The 13,933-nt window shown below is 72.3% G+C and carries 13 protein-coding genes; 5 read left to right on the top strand and 8 right to left on the bottom strand.

The features are described 5' to 3' along the window. Positions 1-30: 30 nt before the first annotated feature. Entirely contained in the window at positions 31-606 is a 576-nt protein-coding gene (mug, locus tag ACFYPS_RS04860; protein ID WP_354965380.1) for a G/U mismatch-specific DNA glycosylase, read from the top strand. 6 nt (positions 607-612) lie between these two features. Here the strand turns inward: mug and helR are convergent, their stop codons facing one another. Beyond that, positions 613-2,757: an RNA polymerase recycling motor ATPase HelR gene (gene helR, locus ACFYPS_RS04855; protein WP_387322837.1), complete on the bottom strand. Its 2,145-nt coding sequence runs from the start codon at positions 2,755-2,757 to the stop codon at positions 613-615. A gap of 316 nt (positions 2,758-3,073) precedes the next feature. On the opposite strand from helR, the gene ACFYPS_RS04850 reads away from it, so the two are divergent. Then, positions 3,074-4,171 carry an ionic transporter y4hA gene (locus tag ACFYPS_RS04850; RefSeq protein WP_354965379.1) on the top strand — a complete coding sequence of 366 codons (1,098 nt, stop codon included), beginning with the start codon at positions 3,074-3,076 and terminating at the stop codon, positions 4,169-4,171. 10 nt (positions 4,172-4,181) lie between these two features. Here ACFYPS_RS04850 and ACFYPS_RS04845 read toward each other — a convergent pair whose 3' ends face one another. Together ACFYPS_RS04845 and ACFYPS_RS04840 are read right to left on the bottom strand one after the other, a co-directional pair. Next, on the bottom strand, positions 4,182-5,423 hold the full coding sequence (locus tag ACFYPS_RS04845; RefSeq protein ID WP_387322770.1) for an RNA polymerase sigma factor: 1,242 nt from the start codon (positions 5,421-5,423) through the stop codon (positions 4,182-4,184). A gap of 2 nt (positions 5,424-5,425) precedes the next feature. Next, positions 5,426-5,818: a YciI family protein gene (locus ACFYPS_RS04840; protein ID WP_354965402.1), complete on the bottom strand. Its 393-nt coding sequence runs from the start codon at positions 5,816-5,818 to the stop codon at positions 5,426-5,428. Between the two features lie 246 nt (positions 5,819-6,064). Between ACFYPS_RS04840 and ACFYPS_RS04835 the strand changes: the two genes are divergently transcribed. Further along, on the top strand, positions 6,065-6,274 hold the full coding sequence (locus tag ACFYPS_RS04835) for a hypothetical protein (RefSeq protein WP_354965377.1): 210 nt from the start codon (positions 6,065-6,067) through the stop codon (positions 6,272-6,274). 5 nt (positions 6,275-6,279) lie between these two features. On the opposite strand, the gene ACFYPS_RS04830 is transcribed toward ACFYPS_RS04835, so the two are convergent. Continuing rightward, the gene (locus ACFYPS_RS04830) at positions 6,280-6,657 is read right to left on the bottom strand and encodes a hypothetical protein (protein WP_387322768.1); all 378 of its coding nucleotides are present in this window, start codon (positions 6,655-6,657) and stop codon (positions 6,280-6,282) included. Positions 6,658-6,823: 166 nt separating this feature from the next. On the opposite strand from ACFYPS_RS04830, the gene ACFYPS_RS04825 reads away from it, so the two are divergent. Both ACFYPS_RS04825 and ACFYPS_RS04820 read left to right on the top strand, forming a co-directional pair. Continuing rightward, on the top strand, positions 6,824-7,567 hold the full coding sequence (locus tag ACFYPS_RS04825; protein WP_387322766.1) for a neutral zinc metallopeptidase: 744 nt from the start codon (positions 6,824-6,826) through the stop codon (positions 7,565-7,567). 122 nt (positions 7,568-7,689) lie between these two features. Further along, complete coding sequence (locus tag ACFYPS_RS04820) at positions 7,690-8,346, top strand: HAD family phosphatase (protein WP_354965401.1); 657 nt, start codon at positions 7,690-7,692, stop codon at positions 8,344-8,346. A 62-nt stretch (positions 8,347-8,408) separates the two neighbouring features. Here the strand turns inward: ACFYPS_RS04820 and ACFYPS_RS04815 are convergent, their stop codons facing one another. The 4 genes from ACFYPS_RS04815 to ACFYPS_RS04800 all read right to left on the bottom strand — a co-directional run bounded on the left by ACFYPS_RS04815 (position 8,409) and on the right by ACFYPS_RS04800 (position 13,891). Continuing rightward, entirely contained in the window at positions 8,409-10,964 is a 2,556-nt protein-coding gene (locus ACFYPS_RS04815) for an FtsX-like permease family protein (RefSeq protein WP_354965374.1), read from the bottom strand. Then, complete coding sequence (locus ACFYPS_RS04810; RefSeq protein ID WP_354965373.1) at positions 10,964-11,731, bottom strand: ABC transporter ATP-binding protein; 768 nt, start codon at positions 11,729-11,731, stop codon at positions 10,964-10,966. The genes ACFYPS_RS04815 and ACFYPS_RS04810 overlap by 1 nt, the downstream gene beginning before the upstream one ends. A gap of 354 nt (positions 11,732-12,085) precedes the next feature. Next, on the bottom strand, positions 12,086-12,772 hold the full coding sequence (locus ACFYPS_RS04805) for a response regulator (RefSeq protein WP_387322763.1): 687 nt from the start codon (positions 12,770-12,772) through the stop codon (positions 12,086-12,088). Positions 12,773-12,976: 204 nt separating this feature from the next. Continuing rightward, positions 12,977-13,891 carry a RecB family exonuclease gene (locus ACFYPS_RS04800; protein WP_387322761.1) on the bottom strand — a complete coding sequence of 305 codons (915 nt, stop codon included), beginning with the start codon at positions 13,889-13,891 and terminating at the stop codon, positions 12,977-12,979. Positions 13,892-13,933 lie beyond the last annotated feature (42 nt).

Genomic DNA, 13,933 nt, shown 5'->3' with positions numbered 1-13,933 from the left:
GGTGGCGGGCCGTACGGCAGGATCGGTGGGGTGGACACCGGCGAGCCGGGGCATTTCCGGCGGCGGCCGACCCCGCAGGAGGTCGCGGCGGCCGCCGGCCGGGGGTTGGTGGATGTGATCGGTCCCGGCCTGCGGGTGCTGTTCTGCGGCTTCAACCCGGGCCTCTACTCCGCCGCGGTGGGAGAGCACTTCGCCCGGCGGGGCAGCCGCTTCTGGCCGGCCCTGCACCGCTCCGGCTTCACCGACCGGGAGCTGCGCCCGTGGGAACGCGACGAGCTGTTGCGGCAGGGCCTGGGGATCACCAGCCTGAGCAACCGGGCCACCGCCCGCGCGGACGAGCTGACGCCGGCCGAGCTGGTGGCCGGGGTGGCGGGGCTGGCGGTGAAGACCGAGCGGCATCGGCCGCGGTGGGTGGCCATCCTCGGGGTGACCGCGTACCGGATCGCCTTTGCCAGGCCCGGAGCCGGGCTGGGCCCGCAGCCGGATCGACTGGGCCCAGCCCGGGTCTGGGTGTTGCCCAACCCCAGCGGCCTGAACGCGCATTTCCCGCTGCCGGCGTTGACCGCCCAGTTCGCGGCGCTGCACGAGGAGACGCTCCGCCGGTGAGAACCGTCAGGAGCTCGTGAGGACGACGAGTTGCTGGGTCGCTCGGGTCATCGCCACATAGCGGTCGACCGCTCCCTCGATGCCGGTGCCGAACGCCTCGGGGTCGACCAGGACGACCAGGTCGAACTCGAGCCCCTTCGACAGCTCCGGGGTCAGCGACCGGACGCGGGACGTCGTCGGGAAGGTGGGGTCACCGATGACGCAGGCGATTCCGTCGGCGTGCGCGGCGAGCCAGGTGTCGAGGATCGAGCCCAGGTCGCAAGCGGATCCGTGTACGACGGGGACGTCGCTGCCGCGGATGGACGTCGGCACGTTGGCGTCGGGCAGCACGGCCCGGATGACCGGCTCGGCCTCCGCCATGACCTCCTTCGGCGTCCGGTAGTTGATGCTCAGGGAGGCCAGGTCGACCCGGTCGAGCCCGATCCGTTCGAGCCGCTCCTGCCACGACTCGGTGAACCCGTGCCGCGCCTGGGCGCGGTCGCCGACGATGGTGAAGCTCCTGGACGGGCAGCGAAGCAGCAACATCTGCCACTCCGCGTCGGTCAGTTCCTGAGCCTCGTCCACGACGATGTGCGCGAACGGGCCGGCGAGCTGGTCCGGGTCGGCGCCGGGCAGGGCGGACTCGTCGACCAGGGCGTCCTGGAGATCCAGTTGGCGCAGGCTCGACAGCACGCCCTCACCGTCGTCATAGGCGTGGGCCTCGATCAGTTCGTCGACGACCGTGGCCATGCGCTCGCGTTCGACGGCGACGATGGCCTCCTGCCGACGCTTGCGCCCGGACGCCTCCGGGTCGCCGAGCCGCTGCCGTGCCGCGTCCAGGTACGGCAGGTCGGACACCGTCCAGGCCTGGGCGTCACCTCGCTGGAGCTTGCGAATCTCCTCGGGGCTGAGCCAGGGCGCGCACCTGCGCAGATAGGCGGGCACCGACCACAGGTCACCGACGAGGTCGGTCGCCTCGAGCAGCGGCCAGGCGCGGTTGACGGTCGCGAGCAGTTCCCTGTTCCGCAGCAGCGACCCACGGACCAGGTCCTCCGGCTCGTCGCCGTCGTACCTTTCCAGCAGGATCGTGAGCAGTTCCTCCCAGATCTCGTCACGCGCCTCGTTGTGCGGGGTGCCGGGCCCCGGCGCCCTGAACGCCTCGGCCCAGTCGTCGGCGCTGAGCCGGATGTCGGCGTCGCCGGCCGTGACCGTCATCGGTTCGGCCGGCGGCTCCTCGTAGAACCGGACGGCCGCCTCGATCGCGTGCACCAGGTTCGCGGACGACTTCAGGCGGGCCACGTCCGGGTCGGTCTCGACGGTTGCCGCGGCGCCCTCGGGCACGAGGTCCCGCAGCGTGCAGGTCTGCACGTCCTCCTCGCCGAGGCTGGGCAGGACGTCGCCGACGTAGGCCAGGTACGGCTGGTGCGGCCCGACGAACAGCACGCCGCCCCGACGGTGACCGAGGCGAGGATCCGAGTAGAGGAGATAGGCGGTGCGGTGCAGCGCGACGACGGTCTTCCCCGTACCGGGACCGCCGTCGACGACGAGAGCGCCGCGGGACCCGGCGCGGATGATGGCGTCCTGGTCGGCCTGGATGGTGCCGAGCACGTCCCGCATCTGGCTGGACCGGCTGCTGCCCAGGCTGGCGATGAAGGCGGACTGGTCGTCGAGCGCGGCGTGCCCCTCCAACCCGTCCGGGGTGAACACCTCGTCCCAGTAATCGCTGATCCGGCCGCGGGTCCAGCGATACCTGCGGCGGCTCGCCAGACCCATCGGGTTGCCGTGGGTCGCGCCGAAGAACGGCTCAGCCGCGGGGGAGCGCCAGTCGAGCAGCAGCCGACGACCCGTGCTGTCGGTGAGGCCGCGTCGTCCGACGTACACGGGCTCCGGGTCGTCCGCGCCGACCACGCGTCCGATGCACAGGTCCAGACCGAAGCGGCGCAGTGCGCGCAGGCGAGCGGTCAACCGGCGGACCTCCATGTCGCGGTCCACCGCCTGCCGGCCCTTGCCACCGGGCGCCTTGCGCGCGGCGTCAAGCCGGGCGGACAGCTCGGCGAACAACTCCTCGAGGCTCTCCGCGAGGGCCGCGAAGTGCCGCTCGTCGCGGCCGACCAGCGCCGGGTCGGCCTTGGGGGAGAGGTGGTCGGGAAGGTCGAACACACTGGTGGTCAGAGGGCTCACGTCATTGGCTCCGATCTGAGGCCGCGGGCAACCGTTGCTCGGATTTCCGCAGGTCCTGGCCTCGGTCGGCGATTCTGCGGCACGACCCGGGTCTTGCCGCAAGCCCCCCGGTGCGCTATACGTTAGAAGTGGCGGGGAGTGGGTGCGCCCTCCTTTCCCTTGATCGTCCGCTGTGACAGACACTTTCCGCGCGATGCGATGGCCCGCCGGAAATCAGGGTTTTCGACCGTAGTGGAGAGTGCCCCCACCGCGGCACGGCTGCGTCGATGGTGGGCACATGATCACCTGACCTGGCACTCTTTAGGGCATGGCCGCCCTGCTTCGATCCCGAATGACCGACTGGACCGTCGCCGTACCCGTGCTCGCCGTGCTGGTATTGATCCTGACGTGGGGGCGGGACCTACCCGCACCCGTCGTCGTGGTCGTCGCGGCGCTGCTGGGTGGCGCGGTGCTCGCGGCCGTGCACCACGCCGAGGTGGTCGCCCACCGGGTGGGCGAGCCGTACGGCTCCCTGGTGCTCGCCGTCGCGGTCACGGTGATCGAGGTCGCCCTGATCGTCACGCTGATGATAAGCGGACCGGAGAAGACCCAGTCGCTCGCCCGGGACACGGTCTTCGCCGCCGTGATGATCACCTGTAACGGGATCCTCGGCCTGTCCCTGCTGCTCGGGGCGCTGCGGCGGCGGGTGGCGGTGTTCAATCCGGAGGGCACCGGCGGGGCGCTGGCCACCGTGATCACCCTGGCCACCCTGAGCCTGGTCATCCCGACCTTCACGACCCGGCCCGGCCCGCAGTTCAGCCCGGCCCAGCTCACGTTCGCCGCCGTCGCGTCGCTGGCGCTGTACGGGTTGTTCGTGCTGGTGCAGACCGGCCGGCACCGCGACTACTTCCTGCCGGTCGACAGCCAGGGCCGGGTCATCGACGCCGAGGAGCACGCGAAGCCGCCGACGACGCGAGCGGCGCTGGTCAGTCTGGGACTGCTGCTGGTGGCGCTGGTCGCCGTGGTCGGCGACGCCAAGACCGTCTCCCCGACGATCGAGGCCGGGGTGGCGGCGGCGAACCTGCCCCACGCGTTCGTCGGTGTCATCATCGCGCTGCTGGTGCTGCTGCCCGAGACCCTGGCCGCAGCCCGCGCCGCCCGCCGCGACCGGGTGCAGATCAGCCTGAACCTCGCGCTCGGCTCAGCCATGGCCAGCATCGGCCTGACGATCCCGGCCATAGCGATCGCCTCGATCTGGCTGGACGGCCCGCTGCTGCTCGGCCTCGGTGGCACCCAGCTCGCGCTGCTCGCGCTCACCGCGGTGACCGCGGTCCTGACGGTGGTGCCGGGCCGGGCCAACGTGCTTCAGGGCGGCGTACACCTGGTGTTGCTGGCCGCCTTCGTCTTCCTGGCCGCCAGCCCCTGACCCGCCGCCTTCACCGACCGTCTGCCAGCCGGTCCGCGCGGGCGTTCAGGTAGCGCTGCTGGGCCAGGTTCGTCGACCGCGCCGCCGCCGTTCGGTACGCCTCCCGCGCCGCGACCCGTTCACCGGTCAGCTCCCACAGGTGGGCGCGGGCGGCCGGGAGGCGGGGATCGTCGGCCAGCCGGGTGTCGTCGGCCAGCTCGGCGAGCAGCGCCAGCCCGGCCGGCGCGCCCCGGCTCATCGCCACCGCCACGGCGTGGTTGAGCGCCACGACCGGGTTGTCGGAGATGGCCAGCAGCACCTCGTACAGGGCGGTGATCTGGGCCCAGTCGGTGGCCTCCGCGCTGGTCGCCTCGTCGTGCACGGCCGCGATGGCTGCCTGGAGCTGGTACGGCCCGACGACCCCGCGCGGCAGCGCCGCGGTGATCAGTGCGACGCCCTCGGTGATCTGGTCGGCCCGCCACCGGTCCCGGTCCTGCTCGGCCATCGGCACCAGCTCGCCGTGTGGACCGATTCGGGCCGGGGCGCGGGCGTCGGTGAGCAGCATCAGCGCGAGCAGCCCGGTCACCTCGGGATCGTCCGGCAGCAGCCGGTGCACCAGCCGGGTCAGCCGGATCGCCTCGGCGGTCAGGTCGCCGCGCAGCAGCCCCGGCCCGGCGGTCCGCGCGTACCCCTCGGTGAAGATCAGGTACAGCACGTGCAGCACGGCGGCGAGCCGGTCGGCGCGCTCCGCGCCGGTGGGCGGCGCGAACCGCAGCCCGCTGGCCCGGATCCGCTGTTTGCCCCGACTGATCCGCCGGGTCATCGTCGCCTCCGGCACCAGGAAGGCCCTGGCCACCTCGGCGGTGCTCAACCCGCCCACCGCGCGCAGCGTGAGCGCGATCTGCGAGGCCGGCGAGAGCGCCGGATGGCAGCACAGGAACAGCAGGATGAGCGTGTCGTCGGCGTCCGCCGGCGGCCGGTCGGCGGCGGGCGCCTGCCACTGCTCGGGGAGCACCCGCCGCGCCACGGCGTCCTCCCGCCGCATCCGGGCCTGCTCGCCGCGCAGCAGGTCGGTCAGCCGGCGGGACGCGACGGTGATCAGCCAGCCCCGGGGATTCTCCGGTACGCCGTCGCGCGGCCAACCGCTCGCCGCGGCGATCAGCGCCTCCTGGACGGCGTCCTCGGCGGTGTCGAAGTGCCCGTAGCGACGCACCAGCGCGCCGAGGACCTGCGGCGCCAGTTCGCGCAGCAGGTCCTCGACGGGCTTCGGCATCGTCAGCCGGCCAGGTCCTCGACGCCGTCCAGCACCGGCCGCACGTCCACGTACCCGCCGGGGGAGTCCGGGTCGACCAGACCGGCGGCGATCTCCGTGGCCCGGTCGAAGCTGGCGCACTCCACGATCGTGTAGCCGGCCAGCACCTCCTGCGTCTCCGGGTACGGACCGTCGGTGACCACCGGCGCGCCGTCACGCACCTGCACGCGGCGGGCGTGCACCGGTTCGCTGAGCCCCCGGGCGTCGACCAGTTCCCCGGACTCGGCGAGCGCCTGGTGGAACGTCTCCATGTGCTTGTGCATGGCCGCGATCTGCTCGGCCGACATGGCCGGCCGGTCGGTCGCCCGGCCGGTCAGCACGTCGTAGTCCTGCTGCGAGCCGTAGAGCAGGATCATGTACTTCACGGTGGTCCTCCTGTTCCGGCGCCGCGACGGCGCCGCTTCACCAGAGACGTCGAAGCCACCCACCCCACCCGGACACGCTACGACCCCCCATTTCCAACCCCCACCTCTCACCGCGCGTCGATCATGAAGTTGTTGTCACGACACGCCGTGCCACCCGGCAATAACTTCATGGTCACCGGGCGGGGGCCGGGGCGGCGCCGGGGCGGGTGGGTGGTGGGAAATGGTTAGCGTGGCGGGATGACGACGGTGTGGGTGGTGGTCGGGGTCTTTGCCGCGGTGGCGGCTGGGGCGTTCGGGGTGGTGGCGTGGCGTGATCGGGCGCGGTTGCGCTCCGCCGACGACGATGCCGCCGGGCGGGACGCCCGGGCCAGGCAGCAGCGGTACGAGGCCGAGCGGCACGGCGACCAGGGCGACACGTGGCAGCGGAGTCGCGAGGGCACGGGCTGACCGGTCTACTGACCGTAGGAGAGCCGCAGCCGGTTGTTGATCAGGTAGTTGAGCCGGTGTCGCAGGTATCCGAGGGTGCTCTCGCCCGGCAGTTCCCCGTCGGTGGTGAGCGTCCAGCGCAGCGCGCAGTCCGAGCCGGGCGGCTCGGGAGCCAGGTCGAAGCGGATCCGGTCGAGGGGCCGGTGCGGCCACAGCGACGACCAGATCAGCAGCACCGGCGCGTAGCCCGCCACCACCCGGGGCGCCACCTCGTCGTCGCGAAGCTCCAGCCAGGGCCGGCTGCCGGCCTCGTACGGGTCGCGCAGCGACCGCCACACGATGTGCGGCGGGGCTGGCTGGCTGCGCCGGCGGCTGCCCAGCACGTGCACGACGACCCTCCTCACCGGACGGTGGCCCGCCCCGGCCCATTGTGGCGGTTGAACGCCGGCGCCGTGAACCGCGCCTGAACCGTGAACCACCCGGCGGCCACGCACGTGAATGAGGTGGTGGGCGTGGTGACCGTATCGTCGGGGTACTGCGTAGCTCAGCACCGACGCCAGGGGAGGCACCGTGGGGGCACGATCGGGGCGCGACGCCCGGGGTCCACTGGTGGGGCTGCTGATCGCCGCGCTGGTGTCGGCCGCGTGCGCCGGCGGCGGGCTGGCCGAGCCCGAGGGTGAGCGCCCGACGCCGGACCGGTCGGCGGCCTCGCCGGGGCCCAGCACCACCCGGGCCGACAGCACCACCAGCGTCGCCGAGTTCAAGCAGGACGTCGCCGACGCCCAGGCGGTCGCCGAGCCGTACTGGGCGGCCCAGTTCAAGGCGTCCGGGCAGGGCTTCCAGCCCATCCGGCGGATCACCTCGTACCAGCGGGCGGGTGAGGTGTCCTGCGGCGGCCAGCCGCTGCCACGCAACAACGCGGTCTACTGCTCACGGGGCGACTTCATCGCCTACGACATCGCCTGGTCGGTGGCGGCGTTCCGGCAGGTCGGTGACGCGTTCGTGTTCTACCTGCTCGGGCACGAGTACGCCCACGGCATCCAGGTGCGGCTCGGCATCAACTACAGCTTCACCATCCAGCAGGAGTTGCAGGCCGACTGCATGGCCGGGGCGTACCTCGGCGACTCGGTGCGCTCCGGCGACCTGAACCTGGCCGAGGGTGACCTGGAGGAGTTCCGAGAGGGGGTGGCGGCCGTAGGCGACGACCCGGACCAGCCGTGGTTCGCCGAGGGTTCGCACGGCACCTCCGAGCAGCGCACCGAGTCGTTCTTCCGCGGCTACGAGCGCTCTCTGAAGGCCTGCGACCTGGGCTGACCGGGTTGCCCGCGTCACCCCGGCGCCCGCCGCCGCCATCTGCGGCGGCAGGCCCTGGCAGGATCGCCGGTGTGTCGGCCACGACCCTGGAGGATCCGCTGAGCAGCCATCACCCCGCCGCCGTGCTCTTCGACATGGACGGCACGCTGGTCGACAGCGAGAAGCTGTGGGACGTCGCACTGCAGGAACTGGCGCGGGAGTACGGCGGTGAACTCTCCGTCGCCGCCCGCCAGACGATCGTCGGCACCAGCATGGCCGAGTCGATGCGCATCCTGCACGACGACCTGGGCCAGCCCGAACGGGACCCGGGGGCCAGCGCGGCGTGGATCAACGCCCGGATCCTGGAGCTGTTCCGCAGCGGGCTGCGCTGGCGTCCGGGCGCGTTCGCCCTGCTGCGCGCGGTCCGGGCGGCGGGCATCCCCACCGCGCTGGTCACCTCCAGCGGCCGGCCGCTGGTCGAGATCGCCCTGGACACCCTCGGCCGGGACAGCTTCGACGTGGTCGTCTGCGGCGACGAGGTGGTCGCGGTCAAGCCGCACCCGGAGCCGTACCTGACCGCCGCCCGGCTGCTGGATGTGCCGATCGGCCGCTGCGTGGCGATCGAGGACTCGCCGACCGGGGTGGCCAGCGCGCTCGCCGCCGGCGCGGCGGTGCTGGCCGTACCCGCGGAGGCGCCGTTGCCGAGCATGCCCGGCGTACACCAGTTGGAGAGCCTGACCGGCGCGGACCTGGATCTGCTTGCCGCGCTGCTGGTCGACCGGGCCGGCGCGACCGGCTGACCGGGGGCTGATGGCACGGAACCCCGACGCCGCGAGCGGCGCCGGGGTCCCGTGGTGAGCGGTCAGTCGTGGGCGATCGCGCCCAGGACGTTGATCCGGGCCGCCCGGACCGCCGGGAGCACCGCGGCCACCACCCCGATGATCGCGGCGAGACCGAGGAAGACACCCATCTGCCCCCACGGCAGGATCAGGTCGGTGATTCCCTCGTCCTTGAGTGCCTCGACCACCGCGGCGCCGAGGCCGCTGCCGACCACCACGCCGAGCAGCGCGCCGAACACGGAGATCACCACGGCCTCCACGGTGATCATGCCCATGGTCTGCCCGCGGCGCAGGCCGATCGCCCGCAGCAGACCCAGCTCGCGGGTCCGCTCCAGCACCGACAGCGCCAGGGTGTTGATGATGCCCAGCACGGCGATCACGATGGCCAGCGCCAGCAGAATCTGGATCATCGTGAGCAGCGCGTCGAGCTGACCGGTCTGCTGCTTGATGAACGCTTGCCGATCGGCCACCGACACCTCGGGGCTGTCCGCGAGCAGCGTCTCCACCTGCGGCTGCACGTCGGCGACCCGAGTGCCGGGGGCCAGCTGGATGAAGCCCTGGATGGGCTGCGGGATGGCGAAGTCCTTCGCCGCCGTCACCGGCAGCATCACCGGGTTGGTCAGCTGGGACGACTCGTAGATGCCGCTGACCGTGTACGTCCGCGCCTCGCCCCGGGTCAGCTGCACGTTCACCGTCGAGCCCACCGACAGGCCGCGGGAGTCGGCGGTGTCCGAGCTGACCAGCATCTGGGTCGGGCTGAGTCGGTCGATGTCACCGGCGGTGGGCTTGGCACCGAAGATCTGCCGCAGCGACGCGACGTCGCTGCTCGCCGCGACCCAGGTGCTCTCGCCGTTGAGCTTCGCCATGTCGCCGTACTCGCCGTCGACCATCTGCACGCCGGGCAGGGCCTTGGCCTGGTCCAGCACCCCCGGGTCGAAGCTCGGCGGCCGCGGGCCGCCCTGCACACCGGAGATCACCAGCTCGGCCTTGATGGTGTCCTCGGCGAGAGCGCTGATGCTGCCCTTGGCCGAGTCGAGGATCACCGTGACGCCGGTGACCAACGCGATGCCGACCATCAGGGCGGCGGCGGTGATCGCGGTACGGCGCGGGTTGCGGCCCGAGTTCAGCCGGCCCAGCTTGCCCGGCACCGACCAGGAGAAGATCGCCCCGAGCAGGCTCACCACCGGCCGGCTGATCAGTGGCGTCAGTAGCGCCACGCCGATGAAGGCGAACAGCACCCCACCGAGGATGGTGGGCAGCGTCTGGCCGCTGGCGTTGCCGCTGAGCCCGAGGAAGAGCAGCACCGCGCCGATGCCGGTGACCACCGACCCGGCGACCGTGATTTTGGTCAATGGCCGGTCCGGGGTGGCCACGTCCTGCATGGCGGCGATCGGCGGGATCCGGGACGCCCGCAGCGCCGGCAGCAGCGCCGCCACCACGGTGATCACCAGTCCGACGGCGAACGAGCCGATCACCGCAGCCGCCGGCACGCCGATCCCGGCCAGGGTGAGCCCACCGGCCAGCTTGCCGAACAGGAACGCCAGCAGCGCGCCCACGCCGATGCCGGCCGCCAGGCCGAGCACCGAGGCGATCAGCCCCACCGCGATGGCCTCCAGCACCACCGAGCCGATGATCTGCCGGCCGCTGGCCCCGATGGCCCGCATCAGCGCCAACTCCCGGGTGCGCTGGGCGACGATGATCGAGAAGGTGTTCAGGATCAGGAAGGTGCCCACCAGCAGCGCCACCGCGGCGAAGCCGAGCAGGATCTTGTTGAAGAAGGAGAGGCCCTCCTTGAGGCTGGCCGCGGCGTCCGCGGCCACCTGCTCACCGGTCTTCACCTCGTACTGCGCGCCCAGGGTGCGGGCCACGTCGTCGCGCAGCGCCTCGTCGGAGACTCCGTCGGCGGCGCGTACGGTGATGCTGCTGAACGCGTCCGGCGCGCCGAGCATCAACCGCTGCGCCACCGGGGTGGTGAAGAAGACCTCGTTGACCCCACCGATCGAGTCCCGGTCGCCGCTGTAACCGAGGATGCCGACGAGCGTGAAGTCGCGCTTCTTCGACTCGAACGCGGTGAGCACCCCGACCTTCTGGCCGACCTGCAGCTTCGCCGCCGTGGCGAGCGACTTGTTGATGACGATCTCGTCCTCGGCCTGTGGCCCGCGGCCCTCGCGCAGTTGCAGCAGTTCGCTCTCCCCGGTCCAGTTCTCGCCCAACTGCGGCGGACCGAACGAGGTGACCACCTTGCCGTTGCTGCCGATCACGCGGGCGCCGTCGGCGTTGACGATGCCGGTCGCCGAGGCCACCCCCGGCACCTGCTTCACCCGGTCCACCACCGCGGCGGGCACCGGGTTGGCGGTCTGCTCGCCCTGGACCTCGCTGACCTCCACCTTCGGCTTCGCCGCGACGTTCACGTCGATGTCGGAGAAGCCGTCGGCGAAGACCGAGTCGAAGGAGCGGCCCAGGGTGTCGGTGAGCACGAAGGCGCCGGAGACGAACATCACTCCGAGCACCACCGCCAGCCCGGACAGGATCAGCCGGACCTTGCGGGCCAGCAGACTCTTCAGTGTCGCCCGGAACATCAGTTGCCCACCTCGGTCGGGGTGTCCAGCTTCTTCATGGTGTCCAGCACCGTGTCGGCGGTCGGCTCGATCAGCTCCGAGACGATCTCCCCGTCGGCGAGGAAGACCACCCGGTCGGCGTACGCGGCGGCGGTCGGGTCGTGGGTGACCATCACGATCGTCTGGCCGTGCTCACGCACCGAGTTGCGCAGGAAGTTGAGCACCTCCGCGCCGGAGCGGGAGTCCAGGTTGCCGGTCGGCTCGTCCGCGAAGATCACCTCGGGGCGGGACACCAACGCCCGCGCGCACGCCACCCGCTGCTGCTGCCCGCCGGAGAGCTGCGCCGGCCGGTGGTCCAGCCGGTCCCGCAGACCGACCGTGTCGATCACCGTGTCGTACCAGGCCGGGTCCGGCTTGCGCCCGGCGATCGACAGCGGCAGCAGGATGTTCTCCTTCGCGGTCAGCGTGGGCAGCAGGTTGAACTGCTGGAAGATGAAGCCCACCTTGTCCCGGCGCAGCTTCGTCAGCCCGGAGTCGCCCAGCCCTGTGACGGTCGTCTCACCGATCGCCACCGTCCCCCGGGTCACCGAGTCCAGGCCGGCCAGGCAGTGCATCAGAGTCGACTTGCCGGAACCCGACGGGCCCATGATCGCGGTGAACCGGCCGCGTTCGAACTCCGCGCTCACCCCGCGCAGCGCGATGACCTGCGCCTCGCCGCTGCCGTACACCTTCCACACGTCGTTCGCCCTGGCCGCGGCCTGCGCCTGCTGGCCTACCGTCGCGGTCACGTCATCTACCTCTTCCGTCTCTGCCAATACGCGCCGCCCCCGCTGGTCCGGCACGACCGTTTCCATCATCGGCGCTGCACGCGCCCGTCCCGTCCGCCCACGGGGTGATCCGGCGCGGATTTCACGCTGCGGGTGCACCCCCATGCCGGCTCAGGGTTGCCCCTGACCCGACGGCCGGTCCACGTGTTTTCTGACCGGCGGAACGCTTCCAGGCCGCACGCTAGGAGCTGACCCCACGAGAGGGTCAACCGCGCCGAGCCATCTCCGGTCACGGTAGGTGAGCGCGGCAACCGGGGGCGTCGCCCCTGGGAGGGATCTGCGGGTACGCCGAGTGAGGTAGCTGCCGCCAGGGACCTACGCCCGGGGACGGACCAGCCCCGACTCGTACGCCAGCACCACCGCCTGCACCCGGTCACGCAGCCGCAGCTTGGTCAGCACGTGCCCGACGTGGGTCTTGATGGTGGTCTCGCTGACCGACAGCACCGCCGCGATCTCGGCGTTGGACAGCCCCCGGGCCACCTGCACCAGCACCTCGCGCTCCCGGTCGGTGAGCGTGCTGAGCACGGCCGACGGCGTCGCCGCCGGGTCGGGCAGCAGGTCGGCGAAGCGGTCCAGCAGCCGCCGCAGGATCCGTGGCGCCACCACCGCGTCCCCGCCGGCCACCGTGCGGATCGCGGCGATCAGCTCCTCGGCCGGGACGTCCTTGGCCAGGAATCCGCTGGCTCCGGCGCGCAGCGCGCCCACGACGTACTCGTCCAGATCGAACGTGGTCAGCACCAGCACCCGCACCGGCAGTCGGGCGTCGACGATCGCCCGGGTCGCGGCCACCCCGTCCATCCGGGGCATCCGGATGTCCATCAGCACGACGTCGGGCAGCAGCCGGCGGGACAGCTCCACCGCCTCCAGGCCGTCGCCGGCCTCCGCCACCACGTGGAGGTCACCCTCGGCGCCCAGCACCATCCGGAACCCGGTGCGCAGCAGCGGTTGGTCGTCGGCGAGCAGGATCCGCACCGGCCGCGCCGAGGCCACCCGTTCGGTCATCTCGTCTCCCTGTCCCGCGCCGACGCCGTGCTGCCGCACCGGTCATCCTCGCGCATGCCTACCGATGCGCCGCGGACCACCGTAGAGCTCGGCCAGCCGCCGCGTCCCGATCGGCGCGGCACCTGTCCGGTCGGCCTGAGGCCCCCGAGGTGGCGCGGCGCGAGGGGTCAGGAGGCGCGGTGACGGGCGTGCGCGCACCGGAGGTCAGTCGTCGGCGCCCGGCGCCGCCGGACCGGACCGGGCATCGCGCAGGGGATCGGCGCCGGCCACACCGACCGGGAACGGTGGCGGGGTGCCGCCGAAACTGGGGCACAGCGCCTGGTGGCTGCACCAGTCGCAGAGACGGCTCGGGCGGGGCCGGAAATCCTGCCGGGCGGTGGCCTGCTCGATCGCCCGCCACAGCGCCACCACCGTGCGCTCGAAGCGGACCAGCTCCTCGGCGTCCGGCGTGTAGTCCAACACCTCGGCGTCGCGCAGGTAGAGCAGTCGCAGCACCCTGGGCACCACCCCTCGGGTGCGCCACAGCACCAGCGCGTAGAACTTCAGCTGGAACAGCGCCCGCGCCTCGAACGCCTCCCGGGGGGCGCCGCCGGTCTTGTAGTCGACCACCCGCAGCGCGCCGTCCGGGGCCACGTCGAGCCGGTCGAGGTAACCCCGGATCAGCAGCTCCTCGTCGACCACCGCCGAGATCAGGCTCTCCCGCTCGGCCGGCTCCAACCGGGTGGGGTCCTCCACCGCGAAGTAGCCCTCCAGCAGCCCGGCGGCGGAGCGCAGGAACTCCACGGGGCCGGCCGGCTCCGCGCCGTCGAAGATCCCGGCCAGCTCCGGCTGCTCGGTGACCATCCGGTCCCACTGCGGGGCCACCAGGTCACCTGCCGCGGCCGGTGTGCGGCTCTGGGCGGGCAGGTCGAACAGGCGCTCCAGCACCGCGTGCACCAGGGTGCCCCGGGCTTGCTCAATGGTGGTCCGCTCGGGCAGCCGGTCGATGCTGCGGAACCGGTAGAGCAGCGGGCAGGTCTTGAAATCCGCCGCCCGCGACGGGGACAGCGAGGCCCGCACCGTCGGCGGCAACTGCGCCGGGGAGGGGGACTGGTGGGTGGTGACCGGTTCCGCCGTCATGTCGGCAAAGGTTAGGGCACCGGTGTGACACCGACCGCCACC

The sequence above is a fragment of the Micromonospora sp. NPDC005087 genome (assembly GCF_042872965.1).
Classification (GTDB): Bacteria; Actinomycetota; Actinomycetes; order Mycobacteriales; family Micromonosporaceae; genus Micromonospora.
This window is presented reverse-complemented; position numbering and strand designations above follow the sequence as displayed.